Source organism: Streptomyces armeniacus (assembly GCF_003355155.1).
GTDB classification, from domain to species: Bacteria; Actinomycetota; Actinomycetes; order Streptomycetales; family Streptomycetaceae; genus Streptomyces; species Streptomyces armeniacus.
In genome coordinates, this window is the sequence record NZ_CP031320.1 from 6,644,027 (window position 1) to 6,668,277 (window position 24,251).

General features: G+C 70.6%; 20 protein-coding genes. 13 read left to right on the plus strand and 7 right to left on the minus strand.

What is annotated here, in order from left to right; translation table 11 throughout:
* Nucleotides 1–140 precede the first annotated feature (140 nt).
* From DVA86_RS29005 to DVA86_RS29015, 3 genes are read left to right on the plus strand one after another with little or no spacing between them, the layout of a single operon-like run.
* Nucleotides 141–692 (plus strand): RNA polymerase sigma factor, encoded by a 552-nt coding sequence (locus DVA86_RS29005; RefSeq protein WP_425471003.1) that lies wholly within the window; start codon nucleotides 141–143, stop codon nucleotides 690–692.
* Nucleotides 689–1,534 (plus strand): zf-HC2 domain-containing protein, encoded by an 846-nt coding sequence (locus DVA86_RS29010; RefSeq protein ID WP_208882750.1) that lies wholly within the window; start codon nucleotides 689–691, stop codon nucleotides 1,532–1,534. Before DVA86_RS29005 ends, DVA86_RS29010 begins: the two co-directional genes overlap by 4 nt.
* Complete coding sequence (locus DVA86_RS29015; RefSeq protein ID WP_208882752.1) at nucleotides 1,531–2,400, plus strand: ABC transporter ATP-binding protein; 870 nt, start codon at nucleotides 1,531–1,533, stop codon at nucleotides 2,398–2,400. Before DVA86_RS29010 ends, DVA86_RS29015 begins: the two co-directional genes overlap by 4 nt.
* A gap of 324 nt (nucleotides 2,401–2,724) precedes the next feature.
* Here DVA86_RS29015 and DVA86_RS29020 read toward each other — a convergent pair whose 3' ends face one another.
* The gene (locus tag DVA86_RS29020; protein WP_425470941.1) at nucleotides 2,725–3,438 is read right to left on the minus strand and encodes a hypothetical protein; all 714 of its coding nucleotides are present in this window, start codon (nucleotides 3,436–3,438) and stop codon (nucleotides 2,725–2,727) included.
* 209 nt (nucleotides 3,439–3,647) lie between these two features.
* On the opposite strand from DVA86_RS29020, the gene DVA86_RS29025 reads away from it, so the two are divergent.
* The 4 genes from DVA86_RS29025 (at nucleotide 3,648) to DVA86_RS29040 (ending at nucleotide 7,635) form a co-directional block, all read left to right on the plus strand.
* Entirely contained in the window at nucleotides 3,648–4,574 is a 927-nt protein-coding gene (locus DVA86_RS29025) for a proline dehydrogenase family protein (RefSeq protein ID WP_208882754.1), read from the plus strand.
* Nucleotides 4,575–4,691: 117 nt separating this feature from the next.
* Nucleotides 4,692–6,323: an L-glutamate gamma-semialdehyde dehydrogenase gene (gene pruA / locus DVA86_RS29030; RefSeq protein WP_208882755.1), complete on the plus strand. Its 1,632-nt coding sequence runs from the start codon at nucleotides 4,692–4,694 to the stop codon at nucleotides 6,321–6,323.
* 135 nt (nucleotides 6,324–6,458) lie between these two features.
* Nucleotides 6,459–7,235: an HAD family hydrolase gene (locus DVA86_RS29035; protein WP_208882757.1), complete on the plus strand. Its 777-nt coding sequence runs from the start codon at nucleotides 6,459–6,461 to the stop codon at nucleotides 7,233–7,235.
* A 250-nt stretch (nucleotides 7,236–7,485) separates the two neighbouring features.
* The gene (locus DVA86_RS29040; protein ID WP_208882759.1) at nucleotides 7,486–7,635 is read left to right on the plus strand and encodes a hypothetical protein; all 150 of its coding nucleotides are present in this window, start codon (nucleotides 7,486–7,488) and stop codon (nucleotides 7,633–7,635) included.
* Nucleotides 7,636–7,680: 45 nt separating this feature from the next.
* Here DVA86_RS29040 and DVA86_RS29045 read toward each other — a convergent pair whose 3' ends face one another.
* Nucleotides 7,681–9,306, minus strand: a complete 1,626-nt coding sequence (locus DVA86_RS29045; RefSeq protein WP_208882762.1) for a purple acid phosphatase family protein — start codon at nucleotides 9,304–9,306, stop codon at nucleotides 7,681–7,683.
* Nucleotides 9,307–9,447: 141 nt separating this feature from the next.
* On the opposite strand from DVA86_RS29045, the gene DVA86_RS29050 reads away from it, so the two are divergent.
* Nucleotides 9,448–10,485 (plus strand): 3-isopropylmalate dehydrogenase, encoded by a 1,038-nt coding sequence (locus DVA86_RS29050; protein ID WP_208882763.1) that lies wholly within the window; start codon nucleotides 9,448–9,450, stop codon nucleotides 10,483–10,485.
* 260 nt (nucleotides 10,486–10,745) lie between these two features.
* Nucleotides 10,746–11,849 carry a branched-chain amino acid aminotransferase gene (locus DVA86_RS29055; protein WP_208882765.1) on the plus strand — a complete coding sequence of 368 codons (1,104 nt, stop codon included), beginning with the start codon at nucleotides 10,746–10,748 and terminating at the stop codon, nucleotides 11,847–11,849.
* A gap of 70 nt (nucleotides 11,850–11,919) precedes the next feature.
* Here the strand turns inward: DVA86_RS29055 and DVA86_RS29060 are convergent, their stop codons facing one another.
* The 4 genes from DVA86_RS29060 to DVA86_RS29075 all read right to left on the minus strand — a co-directional run bounded on the left by DVA86_RS29060 (nucleotide 11,920) and on the right by DVA86_RS29075 (nucleotide 15,412).
* Complete coding sequence (locus tag DVA86_RS29060; protein WP_208882766.1) at nucleotides 11,920–12,408, minus strand: hypothetical protein; 489 nt, start codon at nucleotides 12,406–12,408, stop codon at nucleotides 11,920–11,922.
* An 88-nt stretch (nucleotides 12,409–12,496) separates the two neighbouring features.
* On the minus strand, nucleotides 12,497–14,305 hold the full coding sequence (locus DVA86_RS29065; protein WP_208882768.1) for an alpha/beta hydrolase: 1,809 nt from the start codon (nucleotides 14,303–14,305) through the stop codon (nucleotides 12,497–12,499).
* Between the two features lie 6 nt (nucleotides 14,306–14,311).
* Nucleotides 14,312–14,830, minus strand: a complete 519-nt coding sequence (locus tag DVA86_RS29070; protein ID WP_208882770.1) for a hypothetical protein — start codon at nucleotides 14,828–14,830, stop codon at nucleotides 14,312–14,314.
* A gap of 237 nt (nucleotides 14,831–15,067) precedes the next feature.
* Nucleotides 15,068–15,412 carry a hypothetical protein gene (locus DVA86_RS29075; protein WP_208882772.1) on the minus strand — a complete coding sequence of 115 codons (345 nt, stop codon included), beginning with the start codon at nucleotides 15,410–15,412 and terminating at the stop codon, nucleotides 15,068–15,070.
* A gap of 493 nt (nucleotides 15,413–15,905) precedes the next feature.
* Here DVA86_RS29075 and cimA point away from each other — a divergent pair, with 493 nt between their 5' ends.
* The 3 genes from cimA to DVA86_RS29090 all read left to right on the plus strand — a co-directional run bounded on the left by cimA (nucleotide 15,906) and on the right by DVA86_RS29090 (nucleotide 19,734).
* On the plus strand, nucleotides 15,906–17,510 hold the full coding sequence (gene cimA, locus DVA86_RS29080) for a citramalate synthase (RefSeq protein ID WP_208882774.1): 1,605 nt from the start codon (nucleotides 15,906–15,908) through the stop codon (nucleotides 17,508–17,510).
* 329 nt (nucleotides 17,511–17,839) lie between these two features.
* A complete protein-coding gene (locus DVA86_RS29085; RefSeq protein ID WP_208882776.1) occupies nucleotides 17,840–19,405 on the plus strand; it encodes an acyl-CoA carboxylase subunit beta in 1,566 nt (521 codons plus the stop codon).
* A gap of 125 nt (nucleotides 19,406–19,530) precedes the next feature.
* A complete protein-coding gene (locus DVA86_RS29090; RefSeq protein ID WP_208882778.1) occupies nucleotides 19,531–19,734 on the plus strand; it encodes an acyl-CoA carboxylase subunit epsilon in 204 nt (67 codons plus the stop codon).
* A gap of 118 nt (nucleotides 19,735–19,852) precedes the next feature.
* Here DVA86_RS29090 and DVA86_RS29095 read toward each other — a convergent pair whose 3' ends face one another.
* Nucleotides 19,853–20,047: a hypothetical protein gene (locus DVA86_RS29095; RefSeq protein ID WP_208882780.1), complete on the minus strand. Its 195-nt coding sequence runs from the start codon at nucleotides 20,045–20,047 to the stop codon at nucleotides 19,853–19,855.
* A gap of 551 nt (nucleotides 20,048–20,598) precedes the next feature.
* On the opposite strand from DVA86_RS29095, the gene DVA86_RS29100 reads away from it, so the two are divergent.
* Entirely contained in the window at nucleotides 20,599–24,246 is a 3,648-nt protein-coding gene (locus DVA86_RS29100) for a sensor histidine kinase (RefSeq protein WP_208882782.1), read from the plus strand.
* Nucleotides 24,247–24,251: the final 5 nt, after the last annotated feature.

The window sequence follows — 24,251 nt, forward strand, 5'->3', positions numbered from 1 at the left end:
CCGCTCCAGCAGCGTCCAGACCCTGATCGGGTCCTCCGGCTCCCACTCCTGGCGCACCCCACGCGCCCCCGGCCCGCGAACGAGGTGCAGGCTTCGTGAACCGGTACGGGGCCGGCGGCCGATGAGGGGGTGTGGACGACTTGAGCCGGGGAGGGCCCGGGAGACGTGGCGACGGCGAGCTGGTGCGGGACGCCGTCGACGGGGACCGGCGCGCGTTCGAGGAGCTGTACCGGCGGTACGCGCCGTGGCTGGTGACGCGGCTGCGTGCGCGGTGTGCCGACCGGGCGCTCGTCGACGACGTGGTGCAGGAGACGTTCCTCGCCGTGTGGCACGGCAAGGCGCGCTACCGCCGTGACGGTGACGTGGCCGGGTGGCTGTGGCGGATCGGGTCGCGGCGGCTGGTGGACGCGTTGCGGGGGGACGGGGCGCGGGGGCGCGTACGGCAGGCGCTGGGGCGGTTGCGGCACCGCGACGAGGTGTCCGCGGAGGAGCGGGTGCTGGCGCGGGTCGAGCACGGCGATCTGGCCGGTTCGCTGGAGCGGCTGTCGCCCGAGCTGCGGGCGGTGCTGCAGGCGACCGTCATCGACGGCCTGACCACCCGCGAGGCCGCCGTCCTGCTCGGCATCCCGCCGGGCACCGTCAAGACGCGGGCCATGCGGGCCCGTAAGCAACTGCGGCAGGAGCTCGCATGACGTGGCACGTGCCCGAGAACGATCTGCGGGCGTACGCGGACGGGGAGTTGGCGCCGCCGCGGCTGTGGTCCGCCGACACGCATCTGCAGGGGTGCGGAGACTGCCGTACGGCGCTCGGCGCGTACGTGGACCCGGCCGGGCTGGACGCCGGCTGGGCGCGGCTGGACGCGGAGCTGGACGCGCCGCGGCCGGCGCGTTCCGAGGCGCTGCTCGTACGGGCCGGGGTGCCGGACCACACGGCGCGGCTGCTGGCCGCGACGCCGCTGCTGCGCCGCTCGTGGCTGCTGTCGGTGCTGGTGATCCTGGCGCTCGGGGTGGTGGTGGGCCGTACGGCGACGCCGCTGCTGCTGCTCGCGACGGCGCCGCTGCTGCCGCTGACGGGGATGGTCCTGTCGTTCGGGCCGGGGCTGGACCCGATGTACGAGGTGTCGGTGGCGGCGCCGATGCACACGTTCCGGCTGGTGCTCGTACGGGGTGCGGCGGTGCTGGCGACGACGGTGCCGGCGGCGGTGCTGGCGAGCCTGGGGATGCCGTCGTTCGCCGTGGTGACGGCGGGCTGGCTGCTGCCCGCGCTGGGGCTGACGGCGCTGGGGCTGGCGCTGATGCCGCGGCTGGGGCCGGTGGCGGCGCCCGCGCTGGCGGGCGGCGGCTGGGTGGCGGTGCTGCTGCTGAGCCGGCTGGTGGCCCAGGGCGCGCCGTTCCCGTTCACCGCCGCCGGCCAACTGGCCACCGGGGCCGCGGCGCTGGGCGCGACCGCCGCGCTGGTGGCCGTACGGGACCGCTTCGACAGCGCCCGGCACCTTGACCCGTCCTTCCGATTCGCAGCCAGGAGGCTGTCATGAACGCTGCTGCACCGACGACGGTTTCGGCTTCCGGACTGTCTCTCAGTTACCGGGGGACGCGCGCCCTGGACGACGTGTCCCTGCGGCTGTCCCACGGCGTGACGGGGCTGCTCGGCCCGAACGGCGCGGGCAAGACCACTCTGCTGCGCATCCTGGCCACCGCGACCCCGCCGGACCGGGGCGCGCTGAGCATCCTGGGGCACGACCCGGGAACGGTGCGCGGTCGTGCGCAGGCCCGCCGCACGCTCGGCTACCTGCCGCAGAACCCCGGTTTCCACCCGGGCTTCACGGCCTTCGAGTTCGTCGACTACGTGGCGATCCTGAAGGAGCTGACCGACCGCGCCGCGCGGCACGCGGAGGTGCGCCGGACGCTGGAGTCGGTCGGCCTCGCGGACGTACGCGGCAAACGCATCCGGGCGCTGTCCGGCGGCATGCGGCAGCGGGTGGCGCTGGCGGCGGCGCTCGTCGACGACCCGGGGTTCCTGGCGCTGGACGAGCCGACGGTGGGGCTGGACCCGGAGCAGCGGATGCGGTTCCGGGAGCTGATCGCGCAGGCGGGCGAGCACCGTACGGTGCTGCTTTCCACGCACCAGACGGAGGACGTGGCGATGCTGTGCCGCCGGGTGGTGGTCATGGACAAGGGCCGGGTGCGGTTCGACGGCACGCCGGGCGAACTCACCGCGCAGGCGCGCGGCCGCGTGTGGTCCAGCGCGGAGCGCGAACCGGGGGCGCTCGCGGGGTGGCGTACGGGGACGGGGGAGTTCCGGAACCTGGGCGAGCCGCCGGGGGACGGGGAACTGGTCGAACCGACGCTGGAGGACGGCTACTTGCTGGCCCTCGGCGGTCTCACGGAGGTGGCGGCATGAGCGGACAGACCGGCATGAGCGGCACAAGCGGCATGAGCGGCAAGACCGGCCCCGGGAAGGCCGCAGGCCGGGGCGCGGGGTCCGGTACGGGGCCCGATTCAGGTTCCGGTTCGGCGCGCGGCGGTTCAGGCGCGGCGGGCGGCGGCCCGGCGGACGGCGGCTCCGCGGGCGGCGGCGGTACGGCAGGCGGCGGCACCGCCGTACTGGACCGCCCCGAGCCGGGCCCGCCCCCCGGCGCCCCGTCCCTTATACACACCGCCCGCTCCCGCGACGCGCCCTCCCCCCGATCTCCACCCCTCACCCCTCCCCGCCACGTCCGGCGCATCATACGGCACAGGGTCCGGGGCCTGGCCCCGGCCCCACCCCCGTACGCCCCGGCCCCGGCCCTGCTCCGCCGCCGTCGGCGTCAGCGTCGGCCGCCGCCCCCGCGCCGTCCTCCGTACCGGCGTGCCACGGCGTCACCGCCACCATTGCCAGCGGTCCGCCCGCCGCCTGCCCCAGTGCCGCACGCAGCCGGGCCGCCGCCTCCACACGGTCCCCGGCGCGGTCCCCGGCGGCCCCGGCGGCGCCGCTCAGCAGCGACCGCAGCAGCTCGCCCGCCTCCGCGCCCGACCGCGTCTCGGCGGCCAGGAGGCCGCCGATCCGCACGGCCGTCGCCTGTGCCTGCGCCAGCCGCGGGTCGGTAAGGTCGAGCGTGCCCTCGTCGAGCAGCCATACGTAGCCGTACACCACGCCCCCGTGCCGTACGGGCAGGCAGATCCGGCCGGTGACGACGCCCGCGGACGGGTCGGGCGGGATGCGTACGGGCCGGGTCGCGCGCGTGATGCCGAAGCTCTCGAACCAGGCGCGGACCGCCGCCGTCGAGCGCCGGTGCAGGATCGACCGCGTACGCACCGGGTCGAGCGCTGGCTCGGTCCCGTCCCCGCGCCCCTCGTGGGCGCCGAAGGCGATCAGCCCGAAGTCCCGGTTCTCCAGCGTCGCCGGGGTCCCGAGCAGGGCCGAGATCTCGTCGATCAGCGACTGGTAGTCCTCGCGCATACGCTCCTCGCCCTCGCCCTTGCTCCCAGCGTCGCCCCCGCCGGCTCTCCGCTCGCAGCCGCCCCCGCCGTCACGGCCCATTCTCGTACAACTGTCTGAGATCCGGCACACGGATGCGTGACAGCTGTCGATGGCAGCGCGACCGCGCGATCCTTAGGTTTCACGGAGGCTCACCCCGCCGTCAGACACATTTCAGCTGGAGGTGCCCCGTGCTGGGTCCCGTGCTCCTCGCCGCCGCGCGCAGCGACGCGATCCGTCGCCTCGTCTCGGGCGCGCCCGTCACCCGGCCGGTCGTCGACCGCTTCGTCGCGGGTGAACGGCTCGACCAGTCGCTGCACACCGTACGGTCGCTGACCGACCGGGGTCTGGACGTCACCCTCGACCATCTGGGGGAGCACATCACCGACCGTACGGAGGCGGTGCGGAACCGGGACGCGTACCTCGACCTGACCGACGCGCTGGCGGCGGAGGGGCTCGGCCCGCGCGCGGAGATGTCCGTGAAGCTGTCGGCGTTCGGGCAGGCCCTCCCGAACGGGCACGACATCGCGTACGCGAATATCCTCCCGGTGGTCGAGCGCGCCGCCGCCGCGGGCACCACGGTGACCCTGGACATGGAGGACCACACCACGGTCGACTCCACCCTCGCCATCCTCGCCGAGCTGCGGAAACGCTTTCCGGAGACCGGCGCCGTCGTGCAGTCGTACCTCTTCCGCACCGAGGAGGACTGCCACGCACTGGCCGGGGAAGGATCACGGGTGCGACTGGTGAAGGGCGCGTACGACGAGCCCGCCGATGTCGCCTTCCGGAGCAAGCGCGACGTCGACCGCTCGTACGTGCGCTGTCTGCGGATCCTCATGGCGGGCAAGGGCTACCCGATGGTCGGCTCGCACGACCCGCGGATCGTCGCCATCGCACAGGAGCTGGCGCGGCGCGCCGGGCGGAAGCAGGACGAGTACGAGTTCCAGATGCTGTACGGCATCCGCGACGCCGAGCAGCGGCGGCTGGTGGCGGAAGGGCACCGTATGCGGGTATACGTCCCGTACGGGACCGACTGGTACGGCTACTTCATGCGCCGTCTCGCGGAGCGGCCGGCCAACACCGCATTCTTCCTGCGTTCGCTGGCCACCCGTGGCTGAGCTCGCCCATCATGCAGACAGCCGGCCGGCACCCCGGCCGTCACCACCCCGGCGAAGACAACTCCCCGGCGAAGACAACTCCCCGAAATCCCGACCCGCGAAGGAGACACGGCCGCCATGGACGCTGTGACCCAGGTCCCCGCCCCGTACAACGAGCCGGTGCACACCTACGCCCCCGGCAGCGCCGAGCGCGCACGCCTGGAGGCGAAGCTCAAGGAGCTCGCCGAGCACCCCGTTGACCTGCCGATGACGATCAACGGCGAGAAGCGCATGGGCGGCGGCGAGCGCGTCGACGTCGTGCAGCCGCACAACCACAAGGCCGTTCTCGGCACGTACGGCACCGCCACCCGCCAGGACGCGCAGGACGCGGTCGACGCCGCGCTGGCCGCCGCACCCGCCTGGCGCGCGCTCTCGTACGACGACCGCGCCGCCGTCATCCTGAAGGCCGCCGAACTGCTGTCCGGGCCGTGGCGCGAGACGATCGCCGCCTCCACGATGCTCGGCCAGTCGAAGACCGCGCAGCAGGCCGAGATCGACGCGCCCTGTGAGCTGATCGACTTCTGGCGGTTCAACGTCCACTTCGGCCGCGAGCTCATGGCCGAGCAGCCCCTCATCCAGCCCAAGGGCGTCTGGAACCGGCTGGACCACCGGCCGCTGGAGGGCTTCGTCTACGCGATCACGCCGTTCAACTTCACCGCCATCGCCGGCAACCTGCCGACCGCCCCCGCCCTCATGGGCAACACGGTCGTGTGGAAGCCGTCGCCCACCCAGACCCACGCGGCCGTGCTGCTGATGGAGCTGCTGGAGGAGGCGGGCCTGCCCAAGGGCGTGATCAACCTCGTGACCGGGGACGGCAAGGACGTCTCCGAGGTCGCGCTGCCGCACCCGGACCTGGCCGGCGTGCACTTCACCGGCTCGACGGCCACGTTCCAGCACCTGTGGCGGACGGTCGGCGAGAACATCGCGCGCTACAAGTCGTACCCGCGGCTGGTCGGCGAGACCGGCGGCAAGGACTTCATCGTCGCGCACCCGACCGCCGACCCGGCCCTCCTGAAGACCGCGATCACGCGCGGCGCCTTCGAGTACCAGGGCCAGAAGTGCTCCGCCGCCTCCCGCGCGTACATCCCGCGCTCGCTGTGGGAAGGCGGGCTGAAGGAGGAGCTGGCCGCGGAGGTCGACGGGCTCGCGATGGGCGACGTCAGCGACCTGTCGCACTTCATCGGCGCCGTCATCGACGACCGCGCGTTCGCGAAGAGCAAGGCCGCGATCGACTTCGCCAAGTCCGACCCGACGTGCGAGATCGTCGCAGGCGGCACGTACGACGACTCGGTCGGCTGGTTCGTACGGCCCACGGTGATCAGCTGCTCGGACGCCGAGAGCGAGGTCTTCAAGAAGGAGTACTTCGGCCCGATCATCGCCGTCCTGGTGTACGAGGACGGGGAGTTCGACGCGATGGTGGAGCAGATGGAGTCGGCCTCGGCGTACGCGCTGACCGGCGCCGTCATCGCCCGTGACCGGCAGGTGCTGACGGACGTGTCGGAGAAGCTGCGGTTCGCGGCGGGCAACTTCTACCTGAACGACCGGCCCACCGGCTCGATCGTCGGGCAGCAGCCGTTCGGCGGGGCGCGTGCGTCCGGCACGAACGACAAGGCGGGCTCGAAGTTCAACCTGCTCCGCTGGATGTCGCCGCGCGCCATCAAGGAGACGCAGGTGGCCCCGACCGACTACCGCTACCCGCACATGGGCTGACGCCCGTACGGGCGCCGCGCGCCTTCCCGTACGCGCGCCCTCCCGTACGGAGGCCCGGTCCCCGCCCTCGCCGGCGGGCGCCGGGCCTCCGTGCGTACGTGCCGGGCACGGCCGCGGGCTGCTACGTTCCGGCACATGCCGATCCGTGCCGTGCTGTGGGACGTCGACGACACGCTCTTCGACTACGCGGGCTCCGACCGCACCGGAGCGCTGCGGCACATCGAGGCCGAAGGGCTGCTGGCGCGCCACCCGTCGCCCGAGGCGGCGCTGGAACGCTGGCAGGTGGTGATGGACGAGCAGTTCGCGCGCTTCCTGAGCCGAGAGCTGAGCTTCCCGGACCACCGCCGGGAGCGCGCACGGCAGTTCCTCGGCGAGCCGCTGACGGACGCGGCGGCGGACGAGTGGTTCGGGCGGTACGTCGCGCTGTACGAGGAGGCATGGACGCTGTTCGCGGACGCCGTGCCCGCCCTGGACGCGCTGACGCCCGCGTACCGGCACGGCATCCTCTCCAACTCCGCCGTGCGGAACCAGGACCGCAAACTGACCCGGCTCGGCATCCGGGACCGCTTCGAGGTGCTCCGCTGCGCGGACGAACTGGGCTGCGCCAAGCCCGACGCCGCCGCCTTCCACGCCACGTGCGCCGCACTGGGGCTGCCCCCGGAGCAGGTCGCGTACGTCGGCGACCACCCCGACCTGGACGCGCGCGGCGCGGAGGCCGCCGGGCTGCTGGGCATCTGGCTGGACCGTTCGGGCGCGGGGGAACGGGCGCGCGCGGGCGACGCGGCTGGTGGTGGCGACCCGGCAGGTGGGAGCCACCCGGCTGGTGGTGGCGACGGCCTGCGGCGGATCACGGGGCTGGCGGAGCTGCCGCGGCTGCTGCGGGCGTACGAGGCCGGCACCGGCCGTCAGTGACCGCTGTCACAGAGGGAAACCGCAGGTGGGCGGGGGTGCCGTCTCAGATAGTAGGAAGGCCAAGTAAAAACGAGACATCAGGGCTCATCGCTCTTACCTTGGTAGAAGCCGAACGTCTCGCTCCATCGGGCGACTGGCGGACGCGGCACGGTGCGACGCGCAGGTGACCCCTGCGGCGCCGGAGCCCCCGCCCCTTCCGGCGCGTTGAATCCCCCGCTTCTCGCACTGTGCCCCGAAGGAGCTGCTGACCATGGACGAGACCGCTCGCCGCCGTACGCGGCACAACGCCCCCCGCAACGGCCAGTCCGCCGACGGGCGTAACGCCGACCGCCGCAACGCCGCCGCCGCCCTCCAGCGCGCCCTCGACCGCCGGGACAACGGCGGAGCCACGGGCCACTGACCGGCCGGTCTCTCCGTACCGACCCCGCTCGGCCCTGACGTCCCGTCAGCCCTCCGAGCGCTGACGCCGCCGGCGCTCGACCGTGAAGCGGTCGATGCGCCGGCCCGTCTCCGCCAGCGCCGTGACCTCGAGCTTCGGCGCGCGCCCCGCCGTCCCCGGCCGTGACTCGACGGCCAGGAACGAGAAGCCCGTGTAGCGCACCCGCGACCACTCCACCCGGTCCCCCTCCTGCTCGTCCGGCCCGGTCCAGTGGAACGTCGGCACGTGATCGCGCTCGTCCTCGTGGCCCTCGTAGCTGTCCGGTACGGGGAAGTCGTACAGCTTCTTGCCGCCGCCGCCCGCCGTCACGTACACCGTGCCGTCCCGCGCCGGCTCCGTGGAGCCGCCGACGGGCAGTGCGCGGGTCGGCTTGTCGCCGCGTACGGGATCGGTGCGCTCGTAAACGTGGTTGTGCCCGTTGATCACCAGATCGACCTGGTGCCGGTCGAAGAGCGGTACCCACTCCTCGCGTACGCCGCCGTCGGAGGCGTGCGTGCTCGTCGAGTAGGCGCAGTGGTGGAAGAAGACCACGACGAAATCGATGTCGCCCGCCGCGCGCAGCTCGCGCAGCCGCGCGCCGAGCCAGCGGGTCTGGGCGCCGTCCGTGTAGCCCCTGTTGGCGGGGATCTCGTACGACACGTCGTTCGCGTCGAGGGCGACGACGCCGACGTTGCCGTAGCGGAACGCGTACACGCCCGGCGCGTTCTTCGCGTCCGGGCCGGTCGCGGGCAGGGACCAGCGGGCGGACTGGCCCCCGTAGCCGTTGGGGGAGTACCACGCCTCCATGTCGTGGTTCCCGGTGGTCACCATCCACGGCACGCGCGCCGCGACCGACTCGGTCTGCGCGAGGAACTGGTCCCACACGCGGGCGTCGTACGTGTCGTCCCGCTCGCCGTGGCCCGTCTCGTCCGCGTAGCAGATGTCGCCCGCGTGCAGATGGAAGGACGGGTTCTGGCCGAGCAGCAACTGGTCGTTGGCCAGGGCCTGGTAGCTCACGCCCTGGTCGCCGAAGGCCGTGAACACGAACGGATCGCCGGGCTCCGCCGGCGCCGTGGTGAACGAGCCGAGCGTCGCGAGCCGGTCCGGGGCCGTCGGGTCGAAGCCGTCGTGGCCGACGCCGTAGTAGTACGTGGTGCCGGGGCGGAGCCCGTCCAGCGCGGCGTGCAGATAGAACTGCTCCACCGCGGGCAGCTTCCGGGACAGCGCGGGCGTCCGCAGCTCGCGTACCTCCGCCTCGATCTTCCGGCTCAGCTCCCACGGCTCGCCGCCGATCCGGATGTACGGCTTCCGTACGGCGAAGGGCACCTGCCAGGACACCCGCATCTGCGTCTTGGGGTCGTCGCCGAACGCCAGATGGCGCCCGAAGGGTGCCACGAGCGAGCCGTCCACCCGTACGGGCGACGGCGCCGCCGGTGTCGCGGACGGCCCGCCGCCGTCCGCCGCGTCCGAGGTGCAGCCGAGCAGCCCGGCGCCGGCGGCCCCCGTGACGGCGAGGCCGCCGCCGCGCAGCAGGCCGCGGCGCGACACGCCGGACGTACGGCCTGCCAGCCGCGCCCGCAGGTACTCGTGCTGCTCCGGCATGCTCATCCGCGCCGCCAGCCGCTCCGGAATCCCCATTCGCGGTGTCTCCATGGGAGAAAGCTGGCAGCGATCGGCAACTGCCGTGCATCCTGGGCACGTACGCGCGGTGAACCGCACCCGGCTGGCAGACCGTTCGTCCGGAATATGGACGGGTGTGTGTCAACTCATGGGACAGCGAGTACGCTCCCGTGCATGGCGCGCAGCATCAATCTCGCAGTGATCCCCGGTGACGGCATCGGCCAGGAGGTCGTGACACAGGGCCTCAAGGTCCTCAGCGCCGTCCTCCCGCAGGACGTGAAGCTGGAGTCACGGCAGTACGACCTCGGGGCCCGCCGCTGGCACGAGACCGGCGAGACCCTGCCCGAGGCCGAGCTGGAGCAGCTCAAGAGCCACGACGCGATCCTGCTCGGCGCGATCGGCGACCCGTCCGTGCCGTCCGGCGTGCTCGAGCGCGGTCTGCTGCTGAAGCTGCGCTTCGCCTTCGACCACTACGTCAACCTGCGGCCCTCGAAGCTGTTCCCCAATACGGCTACGCCTCTGGAGGGCCGTCCGGACATCGACTTCGTCGTCGTCCGCGAGGGCACCGAGGGCCCGTACGTCGGCAACGGCGGCAGTCTCCGCACCGGCACCCCCGCCGAGGTCGCCACCGAGGTCAGCCTCAACACGGCGTACGGCGTGGAGCGGGTCGTGCGCGACGCGTACGAGCGGGCGCAGGCGCGCCCCCGCAAGAAGCTCACCCTCGTGCACAAGAACAACGTGCTCGTGCACGCCGGCCACCTGTGGAAGAACCTCTTCGACCAGGTCGGCCAGGAGTACCCCGAGGTCAGCACGGACTATCTGCACGTCGACGCCGCGACGATCTTCTTCGTCACCGACCCGGCGCGCTTCGACGTGATCGTCACCGACAACCTCTTCGGCGACATCCTCACCGACCTCGCCGCCGCCGTCTCCGGCGGCATCGGCCTCGCCGCGTCCGGGAACATCAACCCCACGGGCGCGTTCCCCTCGATGTTCGAGCCGGTGCACGGCTCCGCACCGGACATCGCGGGCACCGGCAAGGCCGACCCCACCGCGACCATCCTCTCCGTCGCGCTGCTGCTGCGGCACCTCGGCCACGAGCCGGAGGCCGCCCGTATCGAGGACGCCGTTTCCGCCGATCTGGCGGGCCGTTCCGGTGCTCGTACGACCGACGAGATCGGTGACGCCATCGCCGTACGAGTAGCCAGCTAGGCCCGCCGTACGTCCACCCGCCGGCGTCCCCTCGGGGCGCCGCGCGGCAGTGGCCCACCGGCCGGGTCCCAGCCACCCGGCCGCTGGGCAACCGAGCGGTTGGGTGTCACCATCTATTCAGGACCGCCCCGTGTCCGTCTCTCGGTCCCATACGCGCGATAATCGAACGCGGGCCGTAGTGCGAGGGGAAGCTCGGACGTCCTAGTAACGCAGGGCGAAGGGCGCGGTCCGCCACGACACTCAGCGAAGGACGCGCTCTCATGACGACGCCCCGAATCGACTTCGACCTCAAGCCCTCGGCCCAGCCGGTGGCCGCCACGGAGCGCGAGGCGATGCTGGCCGACCCGGGATTCGGCCGCCACTTCACGGACCACATGGTCACGGTCAAGTGGACCGAGGGCCGCGGCTGGCACGACGCCCAGCTCCAGCCGTACGCGCCGCTCCAGATCGATCCGGCCAACATGACCCTGCACTACTCGCAGACGATCTTCGAAGGGCTGAAGGCGTACCGGCAGCCCGACGGCTCCGTCGCCACCTTCCGGCCGGACGCCAACGCCCGCCGCTTCCAGCGCTCGGCCCGCCGCCTCGCCATGCCGGAGCTGCCCGTCGAGACCTTCATCGAGGCGTGCGACCTGCTGGTCAAGACCGACCGGGACTGGGTGCCGGGCAAGGACGAACACTCCCTCTACCTCCGGCCCTTCATGTTCGCCACGGAGGTCGGGCTGGGCGTCCGGCCGGCCAACGAGTACCTCTTCATGGTCATCGCCTCACCCGCCTCCGGCTACTTCCCGCGCGGCGTCAAGCCCGTCTCGGTCTGGCTCTCGCAGGAGTACGTGCGCGCGGCGCCCGGCGGTATGGGCGAGGCGAAGACCGGCGGCAACTACGCCGCGTCGCTCGTCGCCCAGGCCGAGGCCGCCGACCAGGGCTGCGACCAGGTCGTGTGGCTGGACGCGCTGGAGCGCCGCTACATCGAGGAGATGGGCGGCATGAACCTCTACCTCGTCCGCAACTCGGGCGGCACCACCACGATCGTCACCCCGAAGCTCACCGGCACCCTCCTCCCGGGCATCACGCGCGACTCGCTGCTGACCATCGCGGAGGACCTGGGCTACGGCACGGAGGAAGCCCGTATCTCCACGGACGAGTGGCAGGCCGGCAACGCGGACGGCAGCATCACCGAGGTCTTCGCGTGCGGCACGGCGGCGGTGATCACGCCGGTCGGCCACGTCAAGTCGGCCCGGGCGGAGTGGACGGTGGGCGACGGCCGGCCGGGCCCGGTCACGACGCGCCTCCGGGAGGCGCTCCTGTCCGTCCAGACGGGCCAGTCCCCGGACCCCCACGCCTGGATGCACCGCCTGACCTGACGGCCCCTCCCCACCGGCCGGGCGGTTCGTTCCGCCTCTGGCGTACGAACCGCCCGGTCGGGCTTCCAGGTCATTCGCTACGCAGATCGACACCTGTGGGTGCGGAATACGTGGGGGAGGAAACAGCGAAGGACAGGATGTCCTCTTTGGAGCCGGTCGTGTTGCTCGCGTCGCGGAGAAGTAGTTCCACCTCGACCAAATATTTGTCTTTCTTGTGAAACGCTTCGAGCTGCAACTGCTGTGCCTTAGATTTGGCGCGTGCGTACTTGTCAATTTGCCACCCGTGTTCGGGAAGCTTATCGTGCAGCCTTTTCATGGCAGCTTTCAATTGGTCCTCTGTAACGTTCCACGCCGACCATGAGTGTCGAATATAGTAGTTTCCTTCTCGCTGACCTGAAGTTGTGAGGAGCGGCCCGGTAGGCGTTACTTTCCCCTTTAGGTCCGTGAGGTCGAGCAGTTGACTGGAGATCTGTTTCGTCTTCGAGCGTGCTTTATCCGGCTCCATCGTGAGTCGTTTCGGTTCGTGCGAATCCGAGTCGACTGGTGCTGTATCACTCACCGTGTCACATCCCAGAGAGCCGAAGCTGCAGAAAGCGATAGTTGCGAATAGGGCGAGGGGCCACCGGCGCGCACGACCCACAAGTCGGTTATTCATCGACAGTCACCTCGTCGTAGTTTCCTACGATCACCCGTGACTGATTTAGGAGGCTCTCGGATGCCCCAGGGGCGTCGTCCCGGTACTTCCAGTAGTCGCTATGCCCTTGTGTGTCGGTTCGCATCTGGGTTGCCCCAAATTCTTCGTCGCTCGGGATGATGTAGTCCCGGCCAGTCTCCCAGTCCGCTTCCTTATGTCCATGAAATGGTTGACCGATTTCTGGAACTAGATCACCTTTTGCTTCCTGATTCCAGACGTGGCCCTGTGGGACGTCCATGTCTTCCGCGCGACCGACCTGGGCCCCCGGGCTCCCTGCGAACACCACGTCATCGGCGTTGAGGTCGTCGAGTCTGGCCGCAGAGCCGACCAAGGTCGTGCCGTAGCTGTGGCCCACAATTGTCGTGTGGCTGCGGGACTCGGATTCATGGGACGAGGTCAGCCCATCCGTAAATCTATTGAGATCGGGCGCGGCGTCATTTGCGTAATGACTGAAGGTCGAATCCTTTACGGGATTCTGTGGGGCATCGTAGCCATACCAGGTGATTGTGGATACTTGTGCATCTGGGGCAAGTTTTGAGCTTTCTGCCCATAGTGCGTCAGAGCGATCCATTCCATTTTGTATTTCTGAAAGCCTTGCTCCTGTGCCCGGTACATATACTGCGGTGTGGTCGGCGGTGTCAGGGTTGCCATTGGCGATGATCGCTTGGCCTCTTCCTGTATCGTCGAAGCCCAGTAGGTAGGCTTCGGGAAGCCCTTCCCTTCCCGTTCTGGCGAATCGCTCTTCCAGCCCCTCGATTTCTTTGACTTCCCCTTCCAAGTCGGCCACCCTTGACCCGTACTGCTGCTCCCAGTCGCGGGCCTTTTCGGCGTGCTCGCGCCAGTTCCTGTGCTGCGACCCTCCGGGATGGGCGTATAGAGGCGGTTTCGGGGGGATCGCATCGAGCTGCGTCTGGTAATGACCCTTCTTCTCCGCGAGGACTGCCCTATTTGCTTCATCGCGAACTTCGGAAGGAAGACCGTCCAGTGCACCGACAGAAGAGGGGTAGAGGGAGGTGTAGTCGGCCTTCTCTTGCGCGTTGAGGCCCTTCCACCATGCCGCGTTCTCCTCAGCGCTCTTACCCTTGGGGATGCCGCTCTTGTCCAGGTAGACCCCGGCGGCCTTTTGCATGGCACGCTGATCGCCGTATACGTTCGCCCAGTCCTTGTCGCTGACGGTGAGGTCGTTCTGAGCTTTGAGGCGTCTCAGCTCTGGCGCCCATCTCTGGTCAGCCTCAGCGGCGGCGGTAAGGGCATCACCGATGCGGTCGGCCAGCCCTTGCGCCTTCACCCGGTTCGGATCTATTGGCTTCCAGGGGTCCTCTTGCCCCGCAGCCACGCTGTTGCGGCCGGGGAACGGCTCGTCCTTCGACGCTGTCCAACTGACGTTGCCGTTCTCCTCGTCCACCGTGAAGCCCGCGCTCTTCGCTTCTTGCTCCGCGGTGGTGAGCTTCTTCTTCGCCGCCCTTAGCTCCGCGGCGAAGCCGTTCAGCGCCGCGCTGATCAGGCCGCATTCCACTTGCGTATAGTGGAAGCTCCTGGCCAGCCGCGTGAGCCGCCCACGAGCGGCCATCGCGCCCTCGCCGACCAGCCCCTCGGCCGCTTCGTCCCCGGACGGACTCGGGTTGGGGAGCGCCTTGGCCACGATCTGGTCGGCGAGGCGGTCCTTGGCCGCGCGGGCCGCTGTGCTCACCGCGTGGTAGCCGTCGGCCGCCTGCTCGAACTCGGACGGTTTGACGTCCCGGAGCGTGCTGTAGCTGACCATCGCGGGTCACCGTCCCTGATACGGGTGACCACCCGTGGACGGATGGCCGCCTCCGCCTGGATCGGACTCGACCGGCTTGGTCTGCTGTTGCTCGAACGCGTGCTTGATGGCCTCCTCATTCTTGTAGTGGTCGTCGCCGGCCTTCTCCAACTTCCCTTTGAGCTCCCCGCACTCACGGCTGATGAGGTCCAGATAGCGTTCCCAGGACTCGTAGACGGTCATCTGCGCCGAGCCGGTCAGGAACCCGGTGACGGTTCTGTCGCTCGCCCCCAGGCCCGCCTGGTGCTCTGTGAGCTTCGCAGTCCCCTTCTTCAAAGTCCCTTGCAGCGATCCGACACCATCCGATGCCCCGGTCCACAGCGTCTTGTCGGATTTCATGCTGCCCCAAGGTCCGCCATCGCCTCCATTGCCGGCGGAAGCCAGGGATGTGCGAACGCTCGTGCCGTCAACCCCGGCCGCCTCCTCGCCACCGCCCTTTGCGGGCTCGACGAAATCTAAGATCGCCGAGCGCGGTCCTTCCCCCATGCCCTCATTCCTCCCTCTGCGTCCGGTCGCCGACATCCATGCGTCGATCACGTATCCGCGGCATCGACGTCATCACAGTCAGCAGTAGTCTGCATACGTGACGTACGCATGACCTGAGTACGTGTACTCAGATCCCCAAACGGAACCGGGGGCCGGGGGGAGTGGGCATGGACATGTGCCCACTGTTCGGCGTGAGTTCGGCGCGTGTGCGACACATCCGCTCTGTCGGAGAGCAGGTCATGCCATGGCGATTATTGCCACGCCGGTGATGCCTTGCAGTGCGAGCTGTAGGCAGACCAGCGGCAGCCACAGCCTTCTCGCCCGCTCGGCCGCAGGGTTCAGCACCGAAGCGGTCACGCCGATGGCGGCGCTGCCCCAGAATGCCCACCACGCCACGTCGCCCAGAACGGCGGGCGCGCAGCCCTCGCCGTACGTGAGGCAGCGGGCGAAGCGCTCCGAGCTGAGGACGGGCAGCCAGACGACCAAGGTCATCGGGAGGAGCGTCGCCAGGCCGATACGGGCCCGACGACGCCATTGCCGGGGACCGGCTTCGCTGTGCTGGAGGGGCAGGACGTCAGTCATGTCTCCCAGTCCGCCACACGCGGACTCGCCGGGGATCCGTCAAGCTACTCAGCCGGGTACTCAAATCGCCCGGTGCGCCCGGCCCTTGGGAGGCGTACGGAGAAGGTCCCACCCGCGCCCGAGCGGTGCGTACGGGCGCGGGCGGGCCGCCGGGGCCGTACGTGCCGAGATGTGCCTTTCCGCATCGTGAGACGGTTCCGCGCGGCGCGGGGCGGCGTGGCAGACTGCCCGCGTGCTCTCGTTCGCCATGATTATTGGTGACAGCGCGCCGGTCCTCAGTGGCCGCTGATCCGTATTCAACCGAAGCGGCAGTGGACACCGTGTCCCAGACCCGCGCGCAGACCTCTCGCACCCGCGAGGGGTTTTTTCGTTTTTCGGGGCCACCGAACCGGAGAGCGGGAGCGCGCAGGATGATGGGGATAAGTGGAGCCGAGTCTTCCGGGCGTGGACGAGTCGTCCGGACTTCCGCTCACCCGACAGGAGCCAGACCACCATGACGAAGGACGTCCCCAGCGACGACTTCCATGTCTTCGACACCACACTGCGCGACGGCGCCCAGCGTGAAGGCATCAATCTCAGCGTCGCCGACAAGCTGACCATCGCCCGCCACCTGGACGCCTTCGGCGTCGGTTACATCGAGGGCGGCTGGCCCGGTGCCAACCCCCGTGACACCGAGTTCTTCCAGCGTGCGCGGTCCGAGATCGATTTCCGCAGTGCCCAGCTCGTCGCGTTCGGCGCGACCCGCAAGGCGGGCGTACGGGCTGCCGACGACCCGCAGGTCGTCGCGCTCGCCGACGCCGGGGCGCCCGTGGTGACGATCGTCGCGAAGTCCCATGACCGACACGTCGAGCTCGCCCTGCGCACCACCCTGGAGGAGAACCTCCTGATGGTGCGCGACACCGTCGCGTATCTGCGGGAGCGCGGCCGCAGGGTGTTCGTCGACTGCGAGCACTTCTTCGACGGCTACCAGGCCAACCCCGGCTACGCCAAGGACGTCGTCCGCACCGCGCACGAGGCGGGCGCGGAGGTCGTCGTCCTCTGCGACACCAACGGCGGCATGCTGCCCGCCCAGGTGCAGGCCGTCGTACGGACCGTCGCCGGTGACACCGGTGCCCGGCTCGGCATCCACGCGCAGGACGACACCGGCTGCGCCGTCGCCAACACGCTCGCGGCCGTCGACGCGGGCGCCACCCACGTCCAGTGCACGGCGAACGGCTACGGCGAGCGCGTCGGCAACGCGAACCTCTTTCCCGTGGTCGCCGCCCTCCAGCTCAAGTACGGCCGCAAGGTGGTCCCCGAGGGCGCGCTGGCCGAGATGACCCGCATCTCGCACGCCATCGCCGAGGTCGTCAACCTCACCCCCTCCACCCACGAGCCGTACGTCGGCACCTCCGCCTTCGCGCACAAGGCCGGACTGCACGCCTCCGCCATCAAGGTCGATCCCGACCTGTACCAGCACATCGACCCCGAACAGGTCGGCAACTCCATGCGGATGCTCGTCTCCGACATGGCAGGCCGCGCCTCCGTCGAGCTCAAGGGCAAGGAGCTCGGCTACGACCTGACCGGCGACCGCGAGCTCGTCGGCCGCATCGTCGAGCGGGTCAAGAGGCAGGAGCTGCGCGGCTATTCGTACGAGGCGGCCGACGCCTCCTTCGAACTGCTGCTCCGCGACGAGGTGCACGGCGGCGGCGCGCCGCGGTTCTTCCGGATGGAGTCGTGGCGGGCGATCGTCGAGGACCGGCCGGACGGCACGCACGCGAACGAGGCGACCGTACGGCTCTGGGCGAAGGGCGAGCGGGCCGTCGCCACCGGCGAGGGGAACGGCCCGGTCAACGCGCTGGACCGGGCGCTGCGGGTCGGACTCGAGCCGGTCTTCCCGGAGTTGGCCCGGATGGAGCTCGTCGACTACAAGGTGCGCATCCTGGAGGGCAAGCACGGTACGGAGTCCACGACCCGGGTGCTGATCTCCACCAGCGACGGCAGCACGGAGTGGTCCACGGTGGGCGTCGCGGACAACGTGATCGCCGCCTCGTGGCAGGCGCTGGACGACGCCTACACCTTCGGGCTGCTGCGGGCCGGGCTGACGCCGGGGGAGTAGCGGCGTACGCGGAAGGCCGTACGGCACCGGGTGTGCCGTACGGCCTCGCGCGGCCGAGCGGTACTGTGCCCGCGTGCCCCGGCTCCGGCCCGTACGGCAGAGGGGCGGCGGGGACGGCGTCGTTTGCAGGAACCTGCCGTTGCAGGAACCTGTTGCCCGTGGTGTTTACGCTGTGGAGACCCAACAGCCCCGGGCCCCCGAGGTGGGAGAGTTCCCTGCATGGACCCTCCAAAAGGGTGCGGTTCTGTCCAGCGCAGCCATGAAACCGGCGCGGAGACTGTTCGGATCTGACGAGGGCAGGGCGCCCGGCCGTTTCGTAGGGTCTATACATGACCGATCTGTCTCAGGACTCCCGCGGCCGTGTGGCCGAGCTGCACGCCATCCGTGCGCAGGCCCGTCGCGGGCCGAGTGAGAAGGCCACCGAGGCGCAGCACGCCAAGGGGAAGCTGTCGGTCCGGGAGCGGATCGACGTGCTTCTGGACGAGGGGACCTTCCGTGAGGTCGGCGGGCTGCGGCGGCACCGCGCCACCGGCTTCGGGCTGGAGGAGAAGCGGCCGTACACCGACGGCGTGGTGACCGGCTGGGGCAAGGTGCACGGGCGGACGGTGTTCGTCTACGCGCACGACTTCCGCATCTTCGGCGGCGCCCTGGGGGAGGCGCACGCGGCGAAGATCCACAAGATCATGGACATGGCCATCGCGGCCGGCGCACCCCTCATCTCGCTCAACGACGGTGCGGGCGCGCGTATTCAGGAGGGCGTCGCCGCCCTCGCCGGCTACGGCGGGATCTTCCAGCGCAACACCCGCGCGTCCGGCGTCATCCCGCAGATTTCCGTGATGCTCGGCCCGTGCGCGGGCGGCGCGGCGTACTCGCCGGCGCTGACCGACTTCGTGTTCATGGTCCGGGAGACCTCCCAGATGTTCATCACCGGGCCGGACGTCGTGCAGGCGGTGACCGGCGCCGAGGTGACGCAGAACGGGCTCGGCGGCGCCGACGTGCACGCCGGGACCTCCGGAGTGGCGCACTTCGCCTACGACGACGAGGAGTCGTGCCTCGAGGAGGTGCGGTACCTGCTGTCGCTGCTGCCCGCCAACAACCGCGAGAACCCGCCGGTGGCGCCCACCGCCGACCCCGCGGACCGCACCAACGACTCGCTGCTCGACCTGGTGCCGGTGGACGGCAACCAGCCGTACGACATGCACAAGGTCATCGAGGAGATCGTCGACGACGGCGAGATGCTCGAGGTCCACGAACGCTGGGCCACCAACATCGTGTGCGCGCTGGCCCGGATGGACGGCCAGGTCGTGGGCTTCGTCGCCAGCCAGCCGCAGTCGCTGGCCGGCGTGCTGGACATCGAGGCATCCGAGAAGGCCGCGCGTTTTGTGCAGATGTGCGACGCGTTCAACATCCCGATCCTGACGCTGCTGGACGTGCCGGGCTTCCTGCCGGGCGTCGACCAGGAGCACGGCGGGATCATCCGGCACGGCGCGAAGCTGCTGTACGCGTACTGCAACGCGACGGTGCCGCGCATCTCGCTGGTGCTGCGGAAGGCGTACGGGGGCGCATACATCGTCATGGACTCGCAGTCCATCGGCGCCGACGTCACCTTCGCGTGGCCGACGAACGAGATCGCCGTGATGGGCGCCGAGGGCGCGGCGAACGTCATCTTCCGCAGGCAGATCGCGGCGGCCGACGACCCCGAGGCGATGCGGACGCACATGGTCAAGGAGTACAAGGCCGAGCTGATGCACCCCTACTACGCCGCCGAACGCGGGCTGGTGGAGGACGTCATCGATCCGGCCGAGACCCGGCAGGCGCTCATCTCCGCGCTGGCCATGCTCGCCACCAAGCACGCGGACCTGCCGTCCCGCAAGCACGGCAACCCGCCGCAGTGACGAGCGCGCACAGCGAGCACGTACGCCGAGTACGTACACAACGGGCACGTACCAACGGGCACCTGCACACCGCACCACACGCACGACCGGCACCAACTGACCGCACAACGAACGGGGAATCCGAAATGAGCGCTCCGGCACCGCACCTCGTACGGGTGGAGAAGGGGCAGGCCAGCCCCGAGGAACTGGCCGCCGTCACCGCGATCCTGCTCGCCCGCGCCGCCACGCCGCCCGCGCACGCGGGTGTGAACAGGGGGCGCAGCAAGGCGGGTTGGCGGCGCCTGGAGCGTACGGCGGGCTTCCACGCACCGCACAGCTGGCAGCACTGAGCCACGGGCCACGCGGCGCACGGCGCACGGCGTGCGTGGCGCGCACGGCGCGCGGCGGCACACACAAGAAAAGGGGCCCGTACGCGATGCGTGCGGGCCCTTCGTCGTTCGCTGTGCCTCAGGCGCCGGGGGCGTCCACGAGGACGGTACGGCGCGGATTCGCGGTCTGCGGGGGAAGTTGGGCCTCGGTGTCGTCGTCGGTGTGGGCGGCCGATTCGGCGGAGAGCCCGGTAAGATCGTCTGCGTCCTCGAGATGCGCCAGCGTGGTGCGCTGCGGGTTGGCTATGTTGCGCATGATCATGGTGGTCTTCACGAGTAAGGATTCCCCAGCGAGTCGCTTGTCGTTTCCGTATAGCGTGTAAACCTCAAGAGTAGGCGCGCTATTCCCAGTGATCATGTGACCTAGGCAACTCCCCGCGTGTGAGTTTTCTCACTTACTTGTGAGCAAAGCCGACATAAGGCACAGTCGCCACCCTATGGGTAATCGGGCAATTAGGACGGAAGGGAAGCTTCCGTGTGCTCGGAGTGCTACCGGGGCAGTGTGACGGGGCGAGATGCTCGTACGGATAAGTCCGGTATCGCGGGCAATGATTTCTACAGCACGTAACGCGGCGTCTCCATAGCGTCACGCATGTCACAGGGTTATCCACAGGTCTTGTTGGAGATCCGGCACTGTGCTGGAATTCCACGGACCGCCGCGGGAACATCAGCCGGCGCGCAGGGGGCGCAGAGAAGCGCCGCGCGGCGGTTAAAGGGGACGCGCCGGTCACTCACGAACGCCCAGGGGGCCCTGGAACCCCCATGACTCGATACCGTCCCACCGTCCCAAGCGGCGGGACGCCTGGTCCAGAGGTTGCGACGCTAGTGCAGGGACGTTTCAAGAGGGATGGCAGCACGGTGGGGGACCCGGAGCTGCGTGGTTCGACCGACCGCGCCTCCTCACCTCAGCGCGCCCAGGGGAGCGGGACCACCGCTGCCGCCGCGGACTCCGGCGGCGCCGCGGGCGCTCCACAGGGCGAAGGAGACGGCAAGGGTGCAGGGAAGGCCAAGGGCTCGACCGGCCCGGGGTCACGCCTCGCCCTGCGCAACTGGCGTATCAGTACCCGCCTGGTGTCCCTGCTCACGCTGCCCGTAGTCGCCGCGACCGCCCTGGGTGGCCTGCGCATCAACGACTCGCTGGACGACGTCAAGCAGCTCGACAACATGAAGCTCCTCACCGAGATGACGGAGCACGCCACCGAGCTGGCCGCCGCTCTCCAGGAGGAGCGGGACAAGTCGGCCGGCCCGCTGGTCAGCACGGGCAACGAGAAGGACGACTCGGTCGTCGCCAGCCGTGAGGACACGGACCGGGCCCGCCAGGCGTTCAACGAGGCCACCGGCGACATCAACGCCGACGACGAGGTGATGTCCGGTGTCCAGACCACCGTGGTCGACATCACCCGCCAGCTGAACAACATCAAGGACATCCGCGAGGACGCGTACGACACCCCTGAGTACACGTCGCAGACCGTCGACCGGTACAGCCGGCTGATCGAGTCGCTGCTCGGACTCTCCCTCGACATGGCCCAGGCCACGAGCAACAGCGAGATGATCCAGAGCACGCGTGCGCTGTCGGCGTTCTCGTCGGCGAAGGAGTTCGCGTCGGTCCAGCGGGCGATCATCAGCGCCGGTCTGGCCCGCAAGGACGGCCCCGAGCTGTCCCAGACCGACCGGCTCTACGCGAGTACGGCGATGGCCAGTGAGGACGCCAAGCTCACGACGTTCGGGCAGATCAACGGCGAGGGCGCGGCCGAGCTGCTCAAGCCGCTCGAGGGCGGCATCGTCAACATCACCGCGGCGGACACGTACCGCGACCGGGTGCTGAAGTCCGCGGACGGGATCAAGCGCGAGCAGCGCTCGTACATGGACTGGTACGACCAGGACAAGAGCAAGATCGAAGAGATGGGCAAGATCGAGGCCACGCTGCTCTCCGAGATGGAGCAGCAGGCCCGCAAGCTCCGCTCCGAGGCGCAGCGCGACGCGATCATCAACGGCGCCATCATCTTCCTCGTCCTCGGCATCTCCCTGGTCGGCGCGTTCGTCGTGGCCCGCTCCATGGTCCGGTCGCTGCGCAGGCTGCAGGACACCGCGCAGGAGGTCGCCCGGCAGCGGCTGCCCGAGCTGGTCCGCCAGATGTCCGAGGCCGAGCCGCAGGACGTGGACACCTCGGTCGAGTCCGTCGGTGTGCACAGCCGGGACGAGATCGGCAAGGTGGCCTCCGCGTTCGACGACGTCCACCGCGAGGCCGTCCGGCTCGCCGGTGAGCAGGCGCTGCTGCGGGGGAACGTCAACGCGATGTTCACCAACCTCTCCCGCCGCAGCCAGGGCCTCATCCAGCGCCAGCTGTCGCTCATCTCCGAGCTGGAGTCCCGCGAGGCCGACCCCGACCAGCTGTCGTCGCTGTTCAAGCTGGACCACCTCGCGACCCGTATGCGCCGGAACGGCGAGAACCTCCTCGTCCTCGCGGGCGAGGAGCCGGGCCGCCGCTGGACCCGGCCGGTGCCGCTCGTCGACGTGCTGCGTGCCGCCGCGTCCGAGGTGGAGCAGTACGAGCGCATCGAGCTGAGCTCCGTTCCGACCACCGAGGTCGCGGGCCGCGTCGTCAACGACCTCGTGCACCTGCTGGCCGAGCTGCTGGAGAACGCCACCTCGTTCTCCTCGCCCCAGACGAAGGTGAAGGTCACCGGTCACGCCCTGCCCGACGGGCGGGTGCTGGTCGAGATCCACGACACCGGCATCGGGCTGTCGCCCGAGGACCTCTCCGCGATCAACGAGCGGCTGGCGAACCCGCCGACGGTGGACGTCTCCGTCTCCCGCCGCATGGGCCTCTTCGTGGTCGGCCGCCTGTCCCTGCGGCACGGCATCCGGATACAGCTGCGGCCCTCCGACTCCGGCGGCACGACCGCGCTCGTCATGCTGCCCGTCGACGTCGCCCAGGGCGGCGCGCAGGGCGCCAAGGGCAAGCCGGGCGCCGCTCCCGGCGGTCCCGGCGCCCCCGGCGGTGCCGGCGCCCCCAAGGGCACCGGGCTGGCCGCCGCGCTCCAGCGCGAGCCGCGCGGCGGCGTCGGCCAGACGACGCGGCTGGGTGCGGTGCCCCCGCGCGGCCAGGTGGGCGGCGCCTCCTCGCGCCCCGCGCTGCCCGGCAGCGGCGGGGACGGCGGCGACGAGCCGCAGCAGGCGCCCGGCACGGGGCTGCCCGTACGGCCGCGGGGCGGCACGCCCGTCGGCGCCGACAGCGGCGCCACTCCCACCGACTTCTTCGGCAACGGCGCTCCGGCCCCGCAGCGCCCGCTGGGCTCGCCGCCCGGCCCGCCCGCCGGCGGCAACGGCGCCCCGTCGCCGCAGCGCCCGACCGCGCTGCCCGTACGGGGCGGGCCCGCCGGCGAGCTGCCGCCGCGGCCGCAGGGCGGTCCCGGTGACACCGGTGAGTTCCCGATGCCGCAGCGGCCGCAGGGCGGCCCGGGTGACACGGGTGAGTACCCCGTGCCGCAGCAGCCCCAGTCCGGCGGTCCGGGTGACACGGGTGAGTTCCCGCAACCCCCGTTCCCCCAGGCGCCGTTCCCGCAGCAGCCGGCGCAGGCGCCGCAGCAGTCCGGAGGACCGGGCGACACCGCGCAGTTCGACCGGCCCGACTTCAACGGCCCGCCGCCCGCGGGCGTTCCGGGCGGCCAGTCCGGCACGGGCACGGGCGAGCAGCGCCCCAGCTGGGCCAGTGCCGACGAGGCGCCGCGCGGCCACGACGACACGGAGACCGGCGGCGAGTACGCCCGCCCCGGTCACCCGGGTCAGGGTCAGGGCCAGGGCCCGCAGGACACCGGCGAGTACGCCCAGCCGGGCCTGCCCGCCGGGAGCGGTCAGAACGCCCAGGGAACCGGCGAGTTCCCGCTGCCCCAAGCCCCCCGGAACGACCCGGACTTCGGCATACCCGCGGGCCCGCCGGCCTCGGCCGACACGCCCACCCCCATATTCGAGTCGATGGAATCGAACTGGTTCCGCGGCACCCGCTCGTCGCAGCCGGCACAGCAGCAGGACCAGGGCGGCGACGACTCGCAGCAGCCGCAGGCGCCCACACCGCGTCCCGGCTCGGCCTCCGCCACGCCTCCGATGCCGCAGCGCCAGTCCGCGCGCGGCAGCGCCGAGGACGGCGGCGGCTCCGGCACCGGAGGCACCCGCGAACCGGCGGGGGCCAACTGGGGAGCAGCTCCGAACGACGAACGCTGGCGCCAGGCGGAGCAGCTCCGCCAGCCCGCCGCCGGAGGTGTCACCACGTCGGGTCTGCCGCGCCGTGTGCCCCGCGCCAACCTGGTGGCGGGCACCGCGCAGCAGCAGTCGACGGCCCAGTCCGGTCCACAGGTCTCGCGTGCGCCCGATGATGTGCGCGGGCGGCTGACCAATCTCCGTCGTGGCATCCGGCAGGGCCGACAGGCCACTGACGGCCATGGCATTGGCCCCACCTACCAGCAGGAGCGTTAGTTGAG

Excerpts from the sequence above, each read along its gene's own strand:
- DVA86_RS29050 (WP_208882763.1), top strand. The coding sequence starts at position 9,448 with ATGGCGCGCAGCATCAATCTCGCAGTGATCCCCGGTGACGGCATCGGC.
- pruA (WP_208882755.1), top strand. The coding sequence starts at position 4,692 with ATGGACGCTGTGACCCAGGTCCCCGCCCCGTACAACGAGCCGGTGCAC.
- DVA86_RS29065 (WP_208882768.1), bottom strand. The coding sequence starts at position 14,305 with ATGGTCAGCTACAGCACGCTCCGGGACGTCAAACCGTCCGAGTTCGAG.
- DVA86_RS29090 (WP_208882778.1), top strand. The coding sequence starts at position 19,531 with ATGAGCGCTCCGGCACCGCACCTCGTACGGGTGGAGAAGGGGCAGGCC.
- DVA86_RS29085 (WP_208882776.1), top strand. The coding sequence starts at position 17,840 with ATGACCGATCTGTCTCAGGACTCCCGCGGCCGTGTGGCCGAGCTGCAC.
- DVA86_RS29045 (WP_208882762.1), bottom strand. The coding sequence starts at position 9,306 with ATGGAGACACCGCGAATGGGGATTCCGGAGCGGCTGGCGGCGCGGATG.
- DVA86_RS29010 (WP_208882750.1), top strand. The coding sequence starts at position 689 with ATGACGTGGCACGTGCCCGAGAACGATCTGCGGGCGTACGCGGACGGG.
- DVA86_RS29040 (WP_208882759.1), top strand. The coding sequence starts at position 7,486 with ATGGACGAGACCGCTCGCCGCCGTACGCGGCACAACGCCCCCCGCAAC.
- cimA (WP_208882774.1), top strand. The coding sequence starts at position 15,906 with ATGACGAAGGACGTCCCCAGCGACGACTTCCATGTCTTCGACACCACA.
- DVA86_RS29070 (WP_208882770.1), bottom strand. The coding sequence starts at position 14,830 with ATGGGGGAAGGACCGCGCTCGGCGATCTTAGATTTCGTCGAGCCCGCA.
- DVA86_RS29055 (WP_208882765.1), top strand. The coding sequence starts at position 10,746 with ATGACGACGCCCCGAATCGACTTCGACCTCAAGCCCTCGGCCCAGCCG.
- DVA86_RS29015 (WP_208882752.1), top strand. The coding sequence starts at position 1,531 with ATGAACGCTGCTGCACCGACGACGGTTTCGGCTTCCGGACTGTCTCTC.
- DVA86_RS29035 (WP_208882757.1), top strand. The coding sequence starts at position 6,459 with ATGCCGATCCGTGCCGTGCTGTGGGACGTCGACGACACGCTCTTCGAC.
- DVA86_RS29075 (WP_208882772.1), bottom strand. The coding sequence starts at position 15,412 with ATGACTGACGTCCTGCCCCTCCAGCACAGCGAAGCCGGTCCCCGGCAA.
- DVA86_RS29020 (WP_425470941.1), bottom strand. The coding sequence starts at position 3,438 with ATGCGCGAGGACTACCAGTCGCTGATCGACGAGATCTCGGCCCTGCTC.